The organism is Devosia sp. ZB163 (genome assembly GCF_028613635.1).
GTDB lineage: Bacteria > Pseudomonadota > Alphaproteobacteria > Rhizobiales > Devosiaceae > Devosia_A.
In genome coordinates this window covers 181,547-199,019 of sequence record NZ_JAQRMY010000002.1, presented here as the reverse complement: position 1 = coordinate 199,019, position 17,473 = coordinate 181,547, and the positions used below count along the sequence as shown (strand labels likewise).

Sequence of the window (17,473 nt, the reverse complement as noted above, 5' to 3'; positions counted from 1 at the left end):
CTGAACGGATAATTCCGGGCTCACCTCACTACCTCCCATTTGGTCTGCCTCTGGCCGGCCTCGTCCTTGTAGTCCATGAGCTGGACACCTTGTGTCAGCAATTCCGCCCGGATCGTGTCAGCCTTTGCGAAGTCTTTGGCATTGAGGGCGGCGAGACGTTCGGCGACGGCTTCGGCGACGCCGGCGGGGGCGTCGGCAGCGTCGGACTTGAGCAGGCCATCGGTGGTGAAGCCGAGGAATTCGAGCGTGGCGGCGAGGCAGTTGGCAGCCGTCTCGACGCCGCGGTTGGCCTTCCTTGCCACGACATCGAGCGCCACGGAGGCGCGGTGGAAGTTGAGATCGTCGGTGAGCTCGGCGACGACCGTCGGCTCGGGCGGCGTGCCCGGCTTCGGCCTGGCGGCGCGCTGCCAGTCGCGCAGCTTCTGCTCGGCTTCCTCGAGCCGCTTGACCGAGAAGTCGATGGGTTCGCGGTAGTGGGTCATCAGCATGGCGAGGCGCAGCACTTCGCCCGGCCATTTGCGGCCGCCGAACTTTTCGGTCTCGAGCAGCTCGTGCATGGTGATGAAGTTACCCAGCGATTTCGACATCTTCTGGCCTTCGACCTGCAGGAAGCCGTTGTGCAGCCAGTAGTTGGCCATCACGGGCGTGCCGTGGGCGCAGCGCGACTGGGCGATCTCGTTCTCGTGGTGCGGAAAGATGAGGTCCAGGCCGCCGGCATGGATGTCGAAGACCTGGCCGAGATAGCGCTCGCTCATGGCCGAGCATTCGATGTGCCAGCCGGGGCGGCCCCTGCCCCACGGGCTGTCCCAGCCGGGCTCCTCGGCGCTCGACTGCTTCCAGAGCACGAAATCGGCCGGGTTCTTCTTGTGCGCGTCGACGGCGATGCGGGCGCCGGCGAGGTTGTCCTCGAGGTTGCGGCCCGACAGCTTGCCGTAGTCGGGCATCGAGCCGACGTCGAACAGCACTTCGCCGGCCGCCTCGTAGGCGTGCCGGCTGCCGATCAGGGTCGATATCAGCGACTGCATCTCGGGGATGAAGTCGGTGGCGCGGGGCTGGTGATCGGGCTCGAGGGTGCCGAGGGCGGCCACGTCCTTGAAGTACTGGTTGGCGGTCTGCTCGGTGACCTTGCGGATCGCCTCGTTGAGCGGCAGGCCGGGATAGTCGCGGGCGGCGCGGGCGTTGATCTTGTCGTCCACGTCCGTGATGTTGCGGGCATAGGTGACGTGATCGGCGCCGTAGACATGGCGCAGCAGCCGGTAGAGCAGATCGAAGACGATCACCGGGCGGGCATTGCCGATATGGGCGTAATCGTAGACCGTCGGCCCGCACACATACATGCGGACGTTATCGGGATCGATGGGGACAAAGTCCTCCTTCGCCCTGGTCAGCGTGTTGTGGAGCTTCAGTTTAAGGTCGCCCAAAGTCAGTGTTCCTCGCGCACGATGAGATGCTCGCGGACGGGTTCTTCGGGACTACAGATCAGAGGATGAAGAAAACCGCGCCGCCAGCAATGCCTAGCGGATAATAATGCAGCGGGAAATGCAGATCGCGGTGCCGGTTTTCATGGCGCGCAAAATGGCTGGAGCCCCGAGAAAAAGCAAGGGGCGCCGAAGCACCCCTTCCAGTTCGGTTATTGCGGCGTTGCCGGCGTGGTCTCGGCGGCCGGTGGCTGGGCCGCCTGCATCGCGGCGACAACCTCCGGGCTGGCGAAGCAGTTGTTGAGGCCCTCGCGGGCGAGCTCGGTCAGGCCCTGGTAGTTGCCGTGTGCGGTGTGGGCCTCGTCGGTGCCTTCGCCGCGGAGGTCGGCCGCAAGCATGTCGATGTCCTTCTGGGACATGTCCTTGAAGGCGGTGCCCAGGCAGCCGCAGAGCGGGGTCAGGATGGTCGTGGCGTCGGCGCCCTCGGGGACCTGGCCCAGCAGGAACGTCGCGCCACCGAGGCAGGCCTGGCTGAAACCGGCTGTATCCGCCGGGGTCTGGGCAAGTGCCGGCGGCACGGCGGAAAGGCCGATCAGGCCGGCAAGCGCCGCGGCGACAAATCGAATCTGCAAGAGAAGTACTCCTCGAGGCGGGTGGCACGCCTGAGCGACGTGCCCGGCCCCACCTTCTACCGACTATCTGGGCAGAATTGCAGCGGCCGGAAACTACTCCACAGGGACCGGCGAACCCCATCGGACCGGGGTAGACATCGGGTGGAACCTGCGCGGCCGGTACGGGCGAATTCCATTCGAAGTCCGGAAGCTTCCGTCACGCTTCAGTTATCGGACCAATGGACAGGATCGAGTTGGGTCACTGGACGTTGACGTTGGCAGCCGACATGCTGGATACGGTGCGAATCCGGCCTGTCTCGGTTTCGGCGCAATAGCGACTTATCGGGAGGTCATGCGATCCGGTTCGAGTATATGACGAGCGTCAGACCCCTAGCGCATCTGTTGCGGTTTGCCATCCTGATGATGGCAACCTGGGCGGCCATGCTGCTCAATGTTTCCATCGCCCATGCGCAGGCCGGCAGCTGCGCGCAGCTGCAGAGCATGCTGCGCACGCTGGAGCGGAACTCCGACTTCCAGCAGTCGCAGACAGGTGAGTTGCGGCAGGTGCAGCGCCAGCTGCAGCGAGCCGAGAGCGCCTATGTGCGACAGGGCTGCAACGACGCCGCCAAGGCGGGACGCCAGCTCAATGCCGAGTGCCGGGCGATTGCCCGCGAGGTGCTGCAGGGACGCGATATCGTGCAGCAGCTGTCGCAGAGCTCCAACACCGGGCAGGCCGTGGCGCAGCAGCGCGAGGCGATCCTGCAGGAAATGGCCCGGTTCGGGTGTGACGCCCGCTCGCGCGTGACGATCGACCGCGGCAGCCGCGGCAACCTGTTCGAGCGGCTGTTCGGCGGCTTCAAGGAGGGGTTCGACGGCGAGGGCGGCGTACGCGGCGAGGAGTTCGATCCGTTCGGCAACTACCACACGGTGCGCACCCTGTGCGTGCGCAAGACCGACGGCTTCTACTGGCCGATCAGCTACTCGACGCTGGTGGAGTATGTCCCCAACGATGCCGAGCAATGCCGGGCCATGTGTCCCGGCCTCGATGTCGATCTCTACTACTATGACAATCCGGGGCAGGAACCGGCCCAGATGATCAACCAGTTCGGCGAGCCCTACTCGAGCCTGCCGAGCGCCTTCCGGTTCCGCTCCGAGTTCGACACCACTGCGAAGTGCAACTCGACGCAGGACCAGGGCGCGGTGACGGTCGCCGAACTCACCGGTGGCGGCGTGCGGGCGATGGTGTCGTTCCGCGGCGAGAGCTTCCCGCTGCCGCTGCGCGACAAGCGCCGCACGACCAACCTCGTCGCGGCAGCACCGGTGACGCAGGTGGCCGAACTCACGAGCTATGTCGATATCCCGCTGCCGCGCCGCCGGCCCGGTGCCTCGGGCCAGCCGGCAGCGCCGGTGCAGGTCAGGGCGCCGACCGCAAACCCGGACAGTCGGGTCGTGATGTTCGGTGACAAGCGCGTCAGGGTAGTCGGGCCAGAGATTCCATACGCCCTAGCAGCGGCAGCAGGGCCTTGAGCTCCGGCCCCTGCTCCCGTCCCGTGAGGGCGAGGCGCAGGGGATGGAACAGCGCCCTGCCCTTGCGGCCCGTCTTCGCCTTCAGCGTTTCGGTCCATTTCGACCAGGTGGTCTCGTCCCATGGCTCGGCCGGCAGCAGTCCGCGGGCCTCGGCGAGGTAGTCGCGATCCTCGTCGGCGACGACGGGGGTCACGGGGCCGTGGACCAGCGTGGCGAGGTCGACGATGTCGCCGAAGACGCCGAGGTTGCCGCGCAAGGCCAGCCACAGCGGCTCGGAGGCTAGCCCAAGGGCTTCGAGCCGCGGCCGCGCCGTCTCATAGGGCATGTGGTGGAGGATGCGGGTATTGAGGCTCGCCAGCTCGGCCGGATCGAAGCGGGCCGAGCCGTGGGACACCGTGTCGAGGCGGAACGCCTCTGCCATGGCATCGAGATCGGGATAGGGCTCGACGGGTAGGCTGGTGCCAGTCAGCACGGCAGCGGCGGCGACGGCCATCGGCTCGTAGCCCGTCTCGCGCAGCTCTGCCAGCGACAGCGAGCCGAGGCGCTTGGACAGCCCCTCGCCTTCGGCACCGGTCAGGAGGTTGAGGTGGGCGAAGGCCGGCACCTTGCCGCCGAGGGCTTCGAGGATCTCGATCTGCGTGCCGGTGTTGGAGACGTGGTCTTCGCCGCGGATCACGTGGGTGATGCCGAGGTCGATGTCATCGACCACCGAGGGCAGCGTGTAGAGGTAGCTGCCGTCGGCGCGCACCAGCACCGGATCGGACATGGAGGCGGTGTTGACGGTCTGCGGACCCTTGACGAGGTCGTCGAAGGTCACCGGCCGGCCGTCGAGCTTGAAGCGCCAGTGCGGCTTGCGGCCCTCGGCTTCGTACTTTGCCTTGTCCTCGTCGGTGAGGCTCAGGGCGGCACGATCGTAGATCGGCGGGCGGCCGAGAAGGCGCGCGCGGGCGCGTTTGCGCTCCAGTTCGTCTTCGGTCTCGTAGGCGGGGTAGAGCCGTCCGGCCGCGATCAGACGGTCGCGGGCCGCGTCATAGAGGGCGGTGCGGTCGGACTGGCGGACCTTGAGATCTGGCGTGACACCGAACCAGGCCAGATCCTCCTCGATGCCGCGGGCGAATGCCTCGGTGGAGCGGGCGGTATCGGTGTCGTCGAGGCGCAGCACGTAGCGGCCGCCATTGGCGCGGGCATAGAGCCAGTTGACCAGCGCCGGACGGGCATTGCCGAGATGGAGGCGGCCGGTGGGCGACGGGGCGTAGCGGACGGTGGTCATGGGCGCGGACCGACCGAGGGAGACTGCCCCCTCCCGGCCTCCCCCATGAAGGGGGAGGTGAAGAGGTGCCTGGGGACGATCGTGCCAGGTACTCGACTCATTCGACGCCCTTCCCTTCGAGGCGCACGGTCGGCTCGACCGTCTCGCGGACGTCGCGGTAGCCGTTGGTGATCGGGTACTTGCGGCCGAAGCCGAAGGCCTTGCGGGTGAGCTTCACGCCGGGAGCCGACTGGCGGCGCTTGTACTCGGCGATGTAGACGAGCTTTTCGATGCGCTTGACGAGCGGTCGGTCGAAGCGGCCCTCGCCGCGGGCGACGATCTCGGCGACCGACAGCTCGAGCTCGACGAGGCCGTTGAGGATCTCGTCGAGGATCGGATAGGGCGGCAGCGAATCCTGGTCGGTCTGGTTCGGCCTGAGCTCGGCGCTCGGGGCCTTGTCGATGATCGCCTGCGGGATGACTTCGCCAGCGGGCCCGAGGCAATCGGCCGGCAGGTGCTGGTTGCGCCAGTGCGCGAGCTCGTAGACCCGCATCTTCAGCAGGTCCTTGATCGGGTTGAAGCCGCCATTCATGTCGCCATAGAGCGTGGCGTAGCCGACGGCCATTTCCGACTTGTTGCCGGTGGTGAGCAGCAGCGCGCCGGTCTTGTTGGAGACCGCCATGAGGTACACACCGCGCATGCGCGACTGGATGTTCTCCTCGGTCACGTCGACCGGACGGTTGCCGAACACCGGCTGCAGCTCGGCCAGCGCCGCATCGACGGGGGCGCCGATGGAGACGATGTCGTAGCCGATGCCGAGGCGCTCGGCACACTCCCTGGCGTCGCGGAGGCTTTCCTCCGAGGTGTAGCGGTAGGGCAGCATGAGGGTCTGGACCTTGTCGGCGCCCAGCGCATCGACCGCCATGGCGGCGACTACAGCGCTGTCGATGCCGCCCGAGAGGCCGAGCACCACCGACTTGAACCCGTTCTTTTCGACATAGTCGCGCAGGCCGAGCACGCAGGCGCGCCACGGCGCCTCGTCGATGGCGGCCAGTTCGGTGACATGCGGATCGGTGCAGCGCCAGCCGTCGACGGTCCGCTCCCAGTTCGAGAACAGCAGCTCGGGCTCGAAACTCTTGCCCTGCAGCACCAGGCGGCCACCGGGCTCGATGGCAAAGCTCGCGCCGTCATAGACCAGCTCGTCCTGGCCACCGACCTGGTTGAGGTAGAGCAGCGGGACGTTGTCCTCGGCGACACGGTCGCGCACCAGCTTGTAGCGCTGGGCCTGCTTGTTGCGCCAATAGGGCGAGCCGTTGGGGCAGAGCAGGATACGCGCGCCCTGGTCGACGAGATGGGCGCAGACATCGGGGTGCCAGATGTCCTCGCAGATCGGGATGCCGATGGAGACGCCCTTGATGGTCACGGGCTCCTGCAGCGGCGCGCGCTCGAAGTAGCGCTGCTCGTAGAACACGTCGTCGTCGGGCAGCTCGCGCTTGTAGCGGCGGGCGACGACTCGCCCGTCTTCGCAAACGAGAACGGCGTTGTAGAGCACGTCACCGTCACGCCAGATGCAGGGCATGATCGCGGTGACGCCGGTTCCGGCCGTGGCCGCAGCAAAGGCCTCGGCCGCCTCGATGGCATCGGAGACGAAGCGCGGCTTGAAGAGCAGGTCCTCGGGGAAATACCCGGTGATGAACAGCTCGGGGAACATCAGGATATCGGCGCCCTGCCCCGCCGCCTCGGCGAGCGTGGCCTTGGCCAGCTCGAGGTTCTGGGCGACGGCGCCGACGGTCGGATTGAGCTGCGCGAGGGCGATGCGGAGGCGATCGGTCACTGGAACATCCGGGCCGGGAGTTGAGTGGGCGCGGGATCGATCCGGAAAGGCATGCGACCCGTCCTGATCCCGCTTCCCGCGAAATCGGGGCAAGACTTATCCGCTCACCCCCAACGGGGCAAGCGGACAGCCGGTTGCCGCCATGCGATCAGAACGCGTAGGTCAGCTCGGCGAGAAGGCCGTAGCGGAGCATGGAGAAGGGGTTGTTCGTCTGGATCGCGCCGACGTTCACGAAGCTCGGATCGGTGTCGTACTCGCCGTCGGAGTCGGCATCGCCGGGATTGCCGATATGGGCCACGCTGTAAGTGGCGTCCGCGGTGCCCTGAAGATACCAGGCGCGTCCGCCGAGTCGCATCGTCAGATTGTCGATCGGATGGATGCCGACCCAGGCTTCGGCCATGGCACCGTAACCCCACCCGTCCACGGTGGTGACCGAGGAGCGGATCTGCGAGATGTTGCCGTCGGCACCGCCATAGGGGAACTGGGCAGGGCCGGTGTACACGTCGGTATTGAACACCGGGTCGTCGACGCCGACGGTGCCACCAACCTTGGCGTAGGGAACCGCGGCGACTTCCGCCCTGAAATCGATGAAGTCGCTGAACCTGGCATTGCCCGACAAGCCGAGGCGAAGCACGTGGGCATCGACCTGGTTCGGCGAGCTGTCGCCGGGAATGAATGTCTGGCCGGTCGCCGGGTCGTAGGTGATGTCGGCCGCCGACGTGGCGGTGGTGAAGTTGTTGCGGCCCGTATCGGGCGAGTTGTTCCAGTAGAGGTAGCCTACCAGGCCACCCACCCCGTTGCCGGCACCGTCATCGAACGCATTCCAGCCGAAGTCCGCACCGCCATAGCCGATCTGGCCGTCCTGAATGTCGCTGACGCCGCCACCGGTCGAGCCGTTGATGGCGAACGAGTACCCGGCCATGCCCTGGGCCCAGGTCGCGGTGGAGTCATCCTGGACGCGCAGGAAGAGTTCGCCGCTATGGGCGTTGTCCTCGGAGGCGGAGTTGGTGCCACCCGACGCGAAGTCCTGACTGCCCCATGAGTACCAGTAGCGCAGGCCGGTCTCGAGGTGGATGCCGTCGGTCTCGTCGCCCATCTCGGTCCAGTCGGCGGGCTCGATCGAGTAGGCCTCACGGTAGATATCTTCCGCCGAGTTGCTGCCCCAATCGGCAGCAAGAGCCGGGGTTCCGGCAGCAGCGGCGAGAACGAGGAAGCTCGTGGCCAGGCGGGGCATTTTTGAACTCCGGTACACTATCGCACCGTTTATCCAGCGTTAGGGTTAATGTTCCGCTAAATGAACGTGGCACAATGCAAGCAGCCGTGTGCAAAACACTTGGAATCACATGATTTGCTTACCGAGCGGCACGCTTCTCCACTACAGCATCGCTGCCCTGCAGCTGACGGGTGCAACCACCTGTGCCAATGGCGAGTTGGGACAATGACGCAGACGGACTGGCGGAACGACGCATGAGCAAGGTGCTGATCATAGAAGACGAGATCTTCATCGCCATGGCACTGGAGAGCCTCCTGGAGGATCTGGGGCACCAGTCGCTGGGGATCGCCGCTGACAGCCGCCAGGCATTGGCTATGGCCGAAGACGCCGACCTTGCGATCGTCGACGTGAATCTGGCCGATGGGCCCACCGGAGTCGAAACCGGCAGGCGCCTCGCCGAGGAGGGCGTCGCGGTCATCTACATGACGGCCAATCCGGAACAGCTGGGAGCAGGCGTTCCGGGCACTATCGGTGTCATCGCCAAGCCCGCCGCCGACAACGAACTGCGGCAGGCGATCGCCTACGCCCTAGGAACGCGCGAGGGTGCCGGGCGCGCCATGGTGCCGCCCCGCCGCCTAACGCTGTTCGGCGATCGCGTCGCGACCGCCTGAGCGCCCTTACTCCGCCGCCACGACCCGTTCGCGCGCCGGACGCTGCGAGCGCAGTTCCTCGGCGACGAGGAAGGCCAGCTCCAGCGCCTGCGAGGCGTTGAGGCGCGGATCGCAATAGGTGTGGTAGCGGTCCTGCAGCCCGGCCTCGGTGATGGCAGCGACGCCGCCGCCGGTGCATTCGGTCACGTCGTCGCCGGTCATCTCGATGTGAATGCCGCCGGCGTGGGTGCCGAAAGAGCGGTGGATGTCGAAGAAGCTCTTCACTTCGCTCATCACGCGCTCGAACGGGCGGGTCTTGTAGCCGTTCGAGGCCTTGACGGTGTTGCCGTGCATCGGATCCGAGCACCACACGACCACCCTGCCCTCGCGCTGGATCGCCTCGATGAGGCGCGGCAGGTGATCGGCGATCTTGTCCGAGCCGAAGCGGCCGATCAGCGTGACGCGCCCGGGCTCGTTGGTGGGGTTCACGCGATCGAGGATGCGGAGCAGGTCATCGGCGGCGAGACTCGGGCCGCACTTGACGCCGATCGGGTTGCGGATGCCGGAGAAATACTCGACATGCGCCGCGTCGGGCTGGCGGGTGCGGTCGCCGATCCAGAGCATGTGGCCTGAGGTGGCATAGTATTCGCCGGTGATCGAGTCCCGGCGGGTCAGCGCTTCCTCGTAGCCGAGCAGCAGCGCCTCGTGGCTGGTGTAGAACTTGGTCTCGCGCAGCGACGGGGTGTTCTCGGAGTTGAGGCCGAGGGCGCGCATGAAGTCGATCGCGTCGTCGATCTTGGTGGCGATCTCCTCGAAGCGCGGATAGGCGCTCGTGTCCTTCATGAAGCCCATGGTCCACTCATGGACGCGGGTCAGGTCGGCATAGCCGCCCGAGGCGAAGGCGCGCAGCAGGTTGAGCGTCGCGGCCGACTGGCGGTAGGCGAGCAGCAACCGCTCCGGATCGGGGATGCGCGCGGCCTCGGTGAACGCGATGTCGTTGATGATGTCGCCGCGATAGGACGGCAGGGTGACGCCATCGATCGTCTCGGTATCGGACGAGCGGGGCTTCGCGAACTGCCCTGCGATGCGGCCGACCTTCACCACCGGCTTCGAAGCACCGTGGGTGAGGACGATCGCCATCTGGAGGAAGACGCGGAAGAAGTCGCGGATATGGTCGGCGCCGTGCTCGGCGAAGCTCTCGGCGCAGTCGCCGCCCTGGAGGAGGAACGCCTTGCCCTCGGCCACATCGGCGAGCTGGCTCTTGAGCTCGCGCGCCTCGCCGGCAAAGACCAGCGGCGGGAACTTCCTCAGCTGCGCCTCGGCGGCTTCCAGCTTCGCGGGATCCGGGTAGGCCGGAACCTGCGAAATCGGCTTTTCTCTCCAGCTCTGGGGCGACCAAGTCATAACGCACTTCCTCCTGGTGGCGGGCGTCCTATCAGGGGAATGGGGCGGTGTGAAGCCTCGCAGAGCTTCGAAGCTTTCGTGTGAAGAGTCCTTTCGCCGCGCGGACGCACGGCGGCTGGATCACCGGGACGAGCCCGGTGATGAGGGGCACACTGCAAGAGTGGCGCAGCGAAGCGGTGGCGGCGTCAGGGCTGTTTCACGCCGGCCCGGTAGACGTAGCTTGGCTTCTTGAAGGTGACGAGTTCCTCGGCCGCCGTCGGGTGCATGGCGATGGCGCGGTCGAAATCGGCCTTGGTCGCCTTCATGCCCATGGGGATGGCGGCCATCTGGATGATCTCGGCGGCGCCCGGCCCGAGGACGTGGACGCCCAGCACCTCGCCGCCGTCGGCCCTGGTGATGAGCTTCATCATCATGCGGTCGGACTTGAGCGAGAGCGTGTTGATCATCGGGCGGAAGCGGGTGACGTAGACGTCGATGTCGCCGTGGGTGGCTGCATCGTGCTCGCTGAGACCGACCGTGCCCACTTCCGGCTCGGAGAACACGGCCTCGCCGATGAGCGAGTGGTCGACGGCGGTCGGCCGGTCGCCGAACACGGTGTCGGCGAAGGCGTGGCCCTCGCGGATGGCGATGGGCGTCAGCTGGGCGCGGTTGGTGACGTCGCCGACGGCGTAGATCGAGGGAACGCTCGACTGCGAGTACTCGTCGACGGCGATGGCGCCGTCTTCCTCGAGCTCGACGCCGACCGCCTCCAGCCCGAGGCCGGAGGTGTTGGGCGACCGGCCGGTGGCGAACATGACGGCGCCGAAGGGGGCGTCGATGCCATCGGAGAAGCTGACGGTGACGTCGTCGCCTGTCTGGCGCAGGCCGAGCACGTTGGTCTGGTGGATGATCTTGACGCCGCGCGCCTCGAGGCCGGCTTCCAGCCCCGTCCGCAGGTCCTCGTCGAAGCCGCGCAGGAGCTTGTCGCCGCGATAGACGATCGTGGTGTTGACGCCGAGGCCGGAGAAGATCGTCGCGAACTCGACCGAGATGAAGCCGCCGCCCTCGATGAGGATCGAATGCGGGAGCTGTTCGAGGTGGAAGGCCTCGTTCGAGGTGATGGCCAGTTCCTTGCCCGGAATATCGGGGATGAAGGGATGCGCGCCGGTGGCGACGAGGATCGTCCCGGCGGTCAGCTCGCGGCCGGACTTCTGCAGCTTCACGCTGTGGGGACCGGTGACGGTCGCGCGGTCGCGGATGATCTCGGCGCCGGGCTTTTCCAGCCCGGCGACATAGGCCGCCTCGAGCCGGGCGATTTCCTTGTCCTTGTTGGCGACCAGCGTCGCCCAGTCGAAGCTGGGCGTGCCGACATCCCAGCCGAAGCTCGGGGCGATCTCGAACAGGTCCTTGTAGCGCGAGGCGTAGACGAAGAGCTTCTTGGGCACGCAGCCCCGGATCACGCAGGTGCCGCCGACGCGGTATTCCTCGACGATTGCCACGCGGGCGCCGTAGGTCGCGGCGATGCGTGCGGCCCGCACGCCGCCCGAACCGGCACCAATCACCACGAGATCGAAACTGTCGCTCACAAACCTAACCCCAGATGCATAAAGGCCCCGCACGATGACGGGGCCTTTGGACACATAGGTATCAAGCTATCAGCTGTCGATACCCTGAGCCTTGAGCTCGGCGCGCACGGCAGCGAAGAACTCGGTGTTCAGGTTCGACGAGAACACGTCCATGACGCGGTTGATGGTACCGCTGGTCATTGCGTTCGACTTGGCGAGCTTCTGGCCGGTCGGCGAGGAGTAGAAATCCACGATCTGCTGCAGCTCGTCCTGCGAGAAGACGACGGCATAGATGCGGGCGAACTGGTCGAAGAGCTCGCTCTTGCGGCCCTTGTAGGTGCCCAGGACCTTCTCGATCGCCTTGTTGAGCGGATCAGAAATCTCCGGGTTCTGCGGCAGCAACTGGCGGTAGGTCCGGATGCCGGCCTGCACGATGGTCGCCTCGTAGAGGCCGCCGGTGTCGGTCAGGTCGACATACTTGCGCGCCAGCGCCAGTACCTCGGGCGAAATCTCGGCCGGAGCGTCCTGGCTCAGGGCCGGAAGCGCGAAGGACGAAAGGATCAGCGAAAGCAGCGCTGCGACAAGCATCGGCGCGCGCTTGAAAGTGGACGTCATCAGCTTGGTGCCCATCTGGTTGTTTCCCCACTAGCCTCTACCCGAGCGGCCATCAGCCGTCCAGAACGTCGACACCCTCCGGCCCTGCCACGTAGGCCCGCTTGCACAGGCCGATGAAGAGGCCGTGCTCCACGACGCCCGGGATATCGACAAGGGCTTGCGCCAGCGCTTCTGGCCGAGGAATGCGGCCAAAAAAAGCATCCATGATGGCGTGCCCACCATCCGTGACGAAGGGCGAACCGTCGGGTTTGAAGCGCCGCTTCAGTGCGCCTTCGGCGCCAAAATCGGCCATCACCCTCGCGATCAGCGCGTTGGTCGCGCCGAGGCCGAACGTGTTGACCTCGATGGAAAGCGGGAAGCGGCCCAGCATTTCAACGCGCTTGGACGCATCGGCGATGACGATCATCCGCTGCGACGCCGCGGCGACGATCTTCTCGCGCAGCAGCGCGCCCCCTGCCCCCTTGATGAGCGCCAGGCCCGGACCGATCTCGTCGGCACCGTCGACCGTCAGGTCGAGCTCGGGCGTCGCATCGAGGTCGGTCAGCGGGATGCCGAGCGAGAGGGCCTGGGCCGCGGTGACCTCGGAAGTCGGCACGCAGATGACGTCGAGCCCGCCGGCGACGGCCTGCCCGACCAGGTCGACGAAGTGCCTGGCTGTCGAGCCGGTACCCAGGCCCAGCCGCATGCCGCTGCGGACCTCGGCCATTGCCGCATTGGCGGCCTGCCATTTCGGATCGTCCATCACTGCCTCCCTGAAGATGGCGGCCGGTTAGGAGAGGCGGGCCGGGCTGTCAACCGTCCACGCTCACGCAGAGGTGAATGGTATGTCGCTTCGGCGCAACAGATTGTGGCGGCATTGTTAGCAGTTTGTCCGAATCGTGGCATCGCCCGTTTGTTGGGCGTATGGAACGCTTTATCAACCAAGGCACGACTGGCGCGCAGCAGGTGCGGCCGTTTCGTCAAGAGGCGAAGTTTTGAAACAAATGTCTATAACCAGAATAGCGCTCGCAGCCGCACTTTCGGCGATCCTGAGCGTGTCGCTGGTGGCTCCGGCCGCCGCGGCGCGTGTCTACAATCCAGATTCAAACCTGTGGGAAGAGTCGACCACGGTTGCCGCGCGCTCGAAGCGCGGCAGCGCGATTGCCAAGGCGATCGTCGACTATGAGACGACCCTCAAGCCGGGCACCATCGTCGTCGAGACGTCCGAGCGCCGGCTCTACCTTGTCATGGAAGATGGCAAGGCGCTGAGGTACGGCATCGGCGTGGGCCGCGACGGCTTCCGCTGGCAGGGCCAGCACAAGATCACCCGGGTCGCCGAGTGGCCCGGTTGGACGCCGCCGCCGGCCATGCGCAAGCGCGTTCCCGACCTGCCGGCCTATATGCCCGGCGGTCCGGACAATCCGCTCGGCGCCCGCGCCCTCTATATCGGCTCGACGCTCTACCGCATCCACGGCACCTCGGAGCCCTGGACCATCGGCCAAGCCGTCTCGTCGGGCTGCATCCGCCTCACCAATGAGGACGTGACCGATCTCTACGAACGCGTGAAGGTCGGCGCCCTGGTGGTCGTCCGCCAGTAACGGCCGCGATCATGCCAATTGTGAAGGGCTGGCTCCACGGAGCCGGCCCTTTCTTGTTTTGCTCCACGGTCGGCAGTGGGCTAGAAAGGGGAATGTCCCTGACGCTTCTCGAACAGCCGAACCTTGCGCCGACCGGCGCCGGGCGCCCGCTCGTCGATCGCTATGGCCGGCAGATCACCTACCTCCGGGTGTCGGTGACGGACCGCTGCGATTTCCGCTGCGTCTACTGCATGAGCGAGCACATGACCTTCCTCCCCCGGAAGGACGTGCTGAGCTTCGAGGAGATCGACACCATCGTGAACGCCTTCGTCGCCCGCGGGGTGAGGAAGGTGCGGCTGACCGGTGGCGAGCCGCTGGTGCGGCGCGACATCATGGAACTGGTCGGCCAGATCGGCGGTCACATCGGGCATGGGCTCGAGGAGCTGACGCTGACCACCAACGGCAGCCAGCTGCGCCGGTATGCCGACGGGCTGGTGCGCGCCGGCGTAAGGCGGCTCAATGTGTCGCTGGATACGCTGGACGAGAAGCGCTTCACCGAGATCACGCGGCGCGGCCGCATCGCCGATGTGCTCGACGGCATCGACGCGGCCGACGCGGCCGGGCTCCGGATCAAGATCAACATGGTCGCGATGCGCGGGTTCAACGAGGACGAGATCGAGCCCATGATGCACTGGGCGCATGGTCGCGGTTTCGGGCTGACGCTGATCGAGGGCATGCCGCTGGGCGAAGTCGGGATCGACCGGGTCGACAGCTACCTGCCGCTCAAGGAGATGCGCGACCGGCTGAAGGCGCGCTACACGCTCGAGCCCACCGGGCACCGCACGGGCGGCCCGGCCCGCTACGACCATGTCGCCGAGACCGGCGGCATGATCGGCTTCATCACGCCGATGAGCCACAATTTCTGCGAGAGCTGCAACCGGGTGCGGCTGACGGCGACGGGCCAGCTTTACCTGTGCCTGGGCCAGGAGGACATGGTCGACCTGCGCGCGGCCATCCGCGAAGGCGGGCCGGAGGCGCTGGACGAAGCGCTGGACCGGGCCATGCTGATCAAGCCCAAGGGCCACGACTTCGTGCTCGACCGGGAGCATACGGCACCAGCGCTGAGCCGGCACATGAGCGTGACGGGGGGGTAGTCCCTCGCAAGGGGAAGTCGCGCGTTGCCGATGGAGACGGCCCCCTCCCGGCCTCCCCCATGAAGGGGGAGGTGAAGAGTCGAGCTTGTGGCACGATGGTGCCAAACACTGGATGCGGCACCTCTCCCCTTGTGGGGGAGGATGGGAGGGGGCCGTCTGCTTCAGTCGGTTTCGGCCCTCAGCGAACCGTGTAGCCCCCATCGACCACCAGCACTTCGCCGGTGACGTAGGCTGACGCGGGGGAGCAGAGGTAGAGCGCGGCGGCGCCGATATCCATGGCGTCTCCGGGGCGCTTCATCGGGGTCATGTCGCGCCAGACGGGGCCCCAGACCGGGTCGGAGAGGCCGCCATTGGTCATGTCGGTGGTGATGTAGCCCGGGGCGATGGCGTTCACGCGGATGCCCTCCTCGGCGTAGTCCGAGGCGAGGCTTTTGGTCAGCATGTGCACCGCGGCCTTGCTGGCGTTGTAGGCGGCCTGGCGCTGCGGGATGTTCGAGACGAGGCCCGAGATCGAGCCGATGTTGAGGATGACGCCGCTCTTCTGCTTGCGCATCGGGGTGAGCGCTGCCTGGCAGGCGCGGAAGACGCTGTCGAGATTGATATCCATCAGCCGGCGGTACTGTTCGGCCGGGAAGGCCTCGGTGTCGCCGTGCTGGGCGACGCCGGCATTGTTGACGAGGATGTCGAGCTTGCCGCCGGCGAGTTCGAGTGCCTCGGCGATCAGGCGTCCGGGGACGGCGGGGTCCTGCACGTCGCCCTGGATGTAGTCGACCTTGTGGCCGGCTTCGCGGAAGCGCGCCAGCACTTCGGGCTTTGGCACTCTGGAGGACATGATCACGTGGGCGCCCGCGTCGGTCAGCGCCTCGACGATGCCGAGGCCGATGCCGCGGGTGGCGCCGGTGACCAGCGCCGTCTTGCCGTCCAGTCGAAACAGATCGAAGACCGACATCTCTTTGCTCCCTCAGTGAACGCTGGCCGCGGGCCGATCCAGCCCGAGGATGAAGTCGACGCACCGGTCGCCCAGCATCATGGCGGGCGCCGTGGTGTTGCCGGCATTGATGTTGGGCACCGCCGACATGTCCGAGACGCGCAGGTTGTCGACGCCGCGCACGCGCATGCGCGCGTCCAGCACGGCCATGCGGTCGCCGTCGGCGCCCATGCGGGCGGTGCTGGCCGGGTGGTAGTTGGTCTTGACGAAGCGGCGGCAGTGATCGGCCATGACCTCGTCGCTGAGGTCCGGTCCCTCGGGGGCGATCACCTTCTCGACGCGCTTGCCGAGCGGGCCGGACAGCAGGACGTCGCGGAAGAAGCGCTGGCCGGCGACCATGGTCTTCATGTCGTCGGGGTCCTGCAGCAGGTGGGGCGAGACGAGCGGCATGTCGGCGGGGTTGGACGAGCGCAGCTCGACGTAGCCGCGCGACTTCGGCTTCACGAGGACGGTGGTGATGGTGACGCCATAGGTGTCGTCGAAGACCTTCAGCAGGTCGCGATCGAGATAGACGATCGGCACGCAGAAGGCCTGGATGGAGGGGGGCGCGTCGCGGTCGAGCGGGTTGATGAAGGCGCCGGCCTCGAAGCCGGCGGAGAGGATGGGGCCGTTGCCGAACAGCTTGAAGTTCAGCCCGTTGCGGATCATGCGCCAGCCGACGCCCTGCCGGAAGTAGCCGTAGGGGCCGTTGGCGACCGAGATCACCGGCACTTCGGGGTGATCGATGAGGTTGCGGCCGACGCCGGGCAGGTCGACCAGCACGTCGATGCCGTGCTGGCGCAGGTGCTCGGCGGGGCCGAGGCCGGAGAGCATCAGGAGCTTGGGCGTTACCAGTGCGCCGGCGCTGAGGACGATGTCGCCCTTCGAGTGGACCGTGTGTTCGTGACCGGCGGCATCGCGGTAGGTGACACTCGTGGCGCGGCCGTTCTCGATGTTGATGCGCTGCACGGCGGCGCGGAGGCGGACGGTCAGGCGGGGATCGTCCTTGAGCGGCTCGACATAGGCATAGGCGGCGCTCGAGCGTTTTCCGCGGCGGTTCATGAACTGGTAGAAGCCGACGCCGCGCTGGGCGGGGCCGTTGAAGTCGCTGGTGAAGGGCTCGCCCATCAGCTGGACGCTCTGCACGAACCAGCGCGAGACGTCGTCGATGTGGCCGGGGTCGGAGACGAGCAGCGGGCCGTCGTTGCCGTGGTAGTCGTTGGCGATGCGGTTGTTGCCCTCGATGCGCCGGAAGTGGGGGAGCACCGTGTTCCAGTCCCAGGCGGCGCCGTCGTTGTTGCCGCGCAGGAGCTGGTCCCACTCGTCGTAGTCGGTGGGGCGGCCGCGCATGTAGACCTGGGCATTCACCGAGGTGCCGCCGCCGAGCACATTGCCCTGCGGGATATCGTGCACGCGGCCGTTGAGATGCGGCTGCGGCACGGTGTGGTGATAGGTCATGTATTTCGAGCCGTTGATCAGCTTGAAGATCCCCGGCGGCATGTCGAGCAGCGGATGGTGGTGCGAGTAGCCGGCCTCGAGCAGCAGCACCCGCCGGTCGCCGTCGGTCACGAGCCGCGCCGCTGCAACGCAGCCGGACGCGCCGCCTCCGATCACGATGTGATCGAACTCCTCCCGCATGAACGCCCCCTCCAGAGCAGCCGGCGTTCCCTGGCGCCGGTGGGGCGTGTACGCCCGCGACAGCCAGAATAGCCGTCGCGGGCGAAATGTCTA

The 17,473-nt window shown here is 66.7% G+C and carries 15 protein-coding genes; 4 read left to right on the top strand and 11 right to left on the bottom strand.

The annotated features are described in order from the left end of the window. Positions 1 to 20: 20 nt before the first annotated feature. Together cysS and PRN20_RS09180 are read right to left on the bottom strand one after the other, a co-directional pair. Positions 21 to 1,421 carry a cysteine--tRNA ligase gene (gene cysS, locus PRN20_RS09185; RefSeq protein WP_273957011.1) on the bottom strand — a complete coding sequence of 467 codons (1,401 nt, stop codon included), beginning with the start codon at positions 1,419 to 1,421 and terminating at the stop codon, positions 21 to 23. 209 nt (positions 1,422 to 1,630) lie between these two features. Beyond that, positions 1,631 to 2,050, bottom strand: a complete 420-nt coding sequence (locus PRN20_RS09180; protein ID WP_273957010.1) for a hypothetical protein — start codon at positions 2,048 to 2,050, stop codon at positions 1,631 to 1,633. Between the two features lie 381 nt (positions 2,051 to 2,431). Between PRN20_RS09180 and PRN20_RS09175 the strand changes: the two genes are divergently transcribed. After that, positions 2,432 to 3,556, top strand: coding sequence for a DUF2865 domain-containing protein (locus PRN20_RS09175; RefSeq protein ID WP_273957009.1), 1,125 nt, complete (start codon positions 2,432 to 2,434; stop codon positions 3,554 to 3,556). Here PRN20_RS09175 and gltX read toward each other — a convergent pair. From gltX to PRN20_RS09160, 3 genes are all read right to left on the bottom strand, one after another. After that, positions 3,501 to 4,826, bottom strand: coding sequence for a glutamate--tRNA ligase (gene gltX, locus PRN20_RS09170; protein ID WP_273957008.1), 1,326 nt, complete (start codon positions 4,824 to 4,826; stop codon positions 3,501 to 3,503). The genes PRN20_RS09175 and gltX overlap by 56 nt on opposite strands. Positions 4,827 to 4,923: 97 nt before the next feature. Beyond that, positions 4,924 to 6,639 (bottom strand): NAD+ synthase, encoded by a 1,716-nt coding sequence (locus tag PRN20_RS09165; RefSeq protein ID WP_273957007.1) that lies wholly within the window; start codon positions 6,637 to 6,639, stop codon positions 4,924 to 4,926. A gap of 148 nt (positions 6,640 to 6,787) precedes the next feature. Further along, entirely contained in the window at positions 6,788 to 7,873 is a 1,086-nt protein-coding gene (locus PRN20_RS09160; RefSeq protein ID WP_273957006.1) for a hypothetical protein, read from the bottom strand. Positions 7,874 to 8,106: 233 nt separating this feature from the next. On the opposite strand from PRN20_RS09160, the gene PRN20_RS09155 reads away from it, so the two are divergent. Then, positions 8,107 to 8,523, top strand: a complete 417-nt coding sequence (locus PRN20_RS09155; protein WP_273957005.1) for a response regulator — start codon at positions 8,107 to 8,109, stop codon at positions 8,521 to 8,523. Positions 8,524 to 8,529: 6 nt separating this feature from the next. Here PRN20_RS09155 and PRN20_RS09150 read toward each other — a convergent pair whose 3' ends face one another. The 4 genes from PRN20_RS09150 to rpiA form a co-directional block, all read right to left on the bottom strand. Then, positions 8,530 to 9,906: a class II 3-deoxy-7-phosphoheptulonate synthase gene (locus PRN20_RS09150; RefSeq protein WP_273957004.1), complete on the bottom strand. Its 1,377-nt coding sequence runs from the start codon at positions 9,904 to 9,906 to the stop codon at positions 8,530 to 8,532. A gap of 185 nt (positions 9,907 to 10,091) precedes the next feature. Then, positions 10,092 to 11,471 (bottom strand): glutathione-disulfide reductase, encoded by a 1,380-nt coding sequence (gor, locus tag PRN20_RS09145; protein ID WP_273957002.1) that lies wholly within the window; start codon positions 11,469 to 11,471, stop codon positions 10,092 to 10,094. Positions 11,472 to 11,540: 69 nt separating this feature from the next. Further along, complete coding sequence (locus tag PRN20_RS09140) at positions 11,541 to 12,080, bottom strand: DUF2059 domain-containing protein (protein WP_273957001.1); 540 nt, start codon at positions 12,078 to 12,080, stop codon at positions 11,541 to 11,543. A gap of 37 nt (positions 12,081 to 12,117) precedes the next feature. Next, a complete protein-coding gene (gene rpiA, locus PRN20_RS09135) occupies positions 12,118 to 12,807 on the bottom strand; it encodes a ribose-5-phosphate isomerase RpiA (protein WP_273957000.1) in 690 nt (229 codons plus the stop codon). Positions 12,808 to 13,048: 241 nt separating this feature from the next. On the opposite strand from rpiA, the gene PRN20_RS09130 reads away from it, so the two are divergent. Then, complete coding sequence (locus tag PRN20_RS09130; RefSeq protein ID WP_273956999.1) at positions 13,049 to 13,642, top strand: L,D-transpeptidase; 594 nt, start codon at positions 13,049 to 13,051, stop codon at positions 13,640 to 13,642. Between the two features lie 92 nt (positions 13,643 to 13,734). After that, positions 13,735 to 14,775, top strand: coding sequence for a GTP 3',8-cyclase MoaA (gene moaA / locus PRN20_RS09125; protein ID WP_273956998.1), 1,041 nt, complete (start codon positions 13,735 to 13,737; stop codon positions 14,773 to 14,775). A 178-nt stretch (positions 14,776 to 14,953) separates the two neighbouring features. On the opposite strand, the gene PRN20_RS09120 is transcribed toward moaA, so the two are convergent. Together PRN20_RS09120 and PRN20_RS09115 are read right to left on the bottom strand one after the other, a co-directional pair. Beyond that, a complete protein-coding gene (locus tag PRN20_RS09120; RefSeq protein ID WP_273956997.1) occupies positions 14,954 to 15,724 on the bottom strand; it encodes an SDR family NAD(P)-dependent oxidoreductase in 771 nt (256 codons plus the stop codon). A 12-nt stretch (positions 15,725 to 15,736) separates the two neighbouring features. Further along, positions 15,737 to 17,380 (bottom strand): GMC family oxidoreductase, encoded by a 1,644-nt coding sequence (locus tag PRN20_RS09115; RefSeq protein WP_273956995.1) that lies wholly within the window; start codon positions 17,378 to 17,380, stop codon positions 15,737 to 15,739. Positions 17,381 to 17,473 lie beyond the last annotated feature (93 nt).

What these genes read in the sequence shown, in the direction of transcription:
- PRN20_RS09155 (WP_273957005.1), top strand. Translation starts at nt 8,107, where the DNA reads ATGAGCAAGGTGCTGATCATAGAAGACGAGATCTTCATCGCCATGGCA.
- PRN20_RS09130 (WP_273956999.1), top strand. Translation starts at nt 13,049, where the DNA reads ATGTCTATAACCAGAATAGCGCTCGCAGCCGCACTTTCGGCGATCCTG.
- moaA (WP_273956998.1), top strand. Translation starts at nt 13,735, where the DNA reads ATGTCCCTGACGCTTCTCGAACAGCCGAACCTTGCGCCGACCGGCGCC.
- PRN20_RS09120 (WP_273956997.1), bottom strand. Translation starts at nt 15,724, where the DNA reads ATGTCGGTCTTCGATCTGTTTCGACTGGACGGCAAGACGGCGCTGGTC.
- PRN20_RS09140 (WP_273957001.1), bottom strand. Translation starts at nt 12,080, where the DNA reads ATGGGCACCAAGCTGATGACGTCCACTTTCAAGCGCGCGCCGATGCTT.
- PRN20_RS09115 (WP_273956995.1), bottom strand. Translation starts at nt 17,380, where the DNA reads ATGCGGGAGGAGTTCGATCACATCGTGATCGGAGGCGGCGCGTCCGGC.
- gltX (WP_273957008.1), bottom strand. Translation starts at nt 4,826, where the DNA reads ATGACCACCGTCCGCTACGCCCCGTCGCCCACCGGCCGCCTCCATCTC.
- rpiA (WP_273957000.1), bottom strand. Translation starts at nt 12,807, where the DNA reads ATGGACGATCCGAAATGGCAGGCCGCCAATGCGGCAATGGCCGAGGTC.
- PRN20_RS09160 (WP_273957006.1), bottom strand. Translation starts at nt 7,873, where the DNA reads ATGCCCCGCCTGGCCACGAGCTTCCTCGTTCTCGCCGCTGCTGCCGGA.
- PRN20_RS09150 (WP_273957004.1), bottom strand. Translation starts at nt 9,906, where the DNA reads ATGACTTGGTCGCCCCAGAGCTGGAGAGAAAAGCCGATTTCGCAGGTT.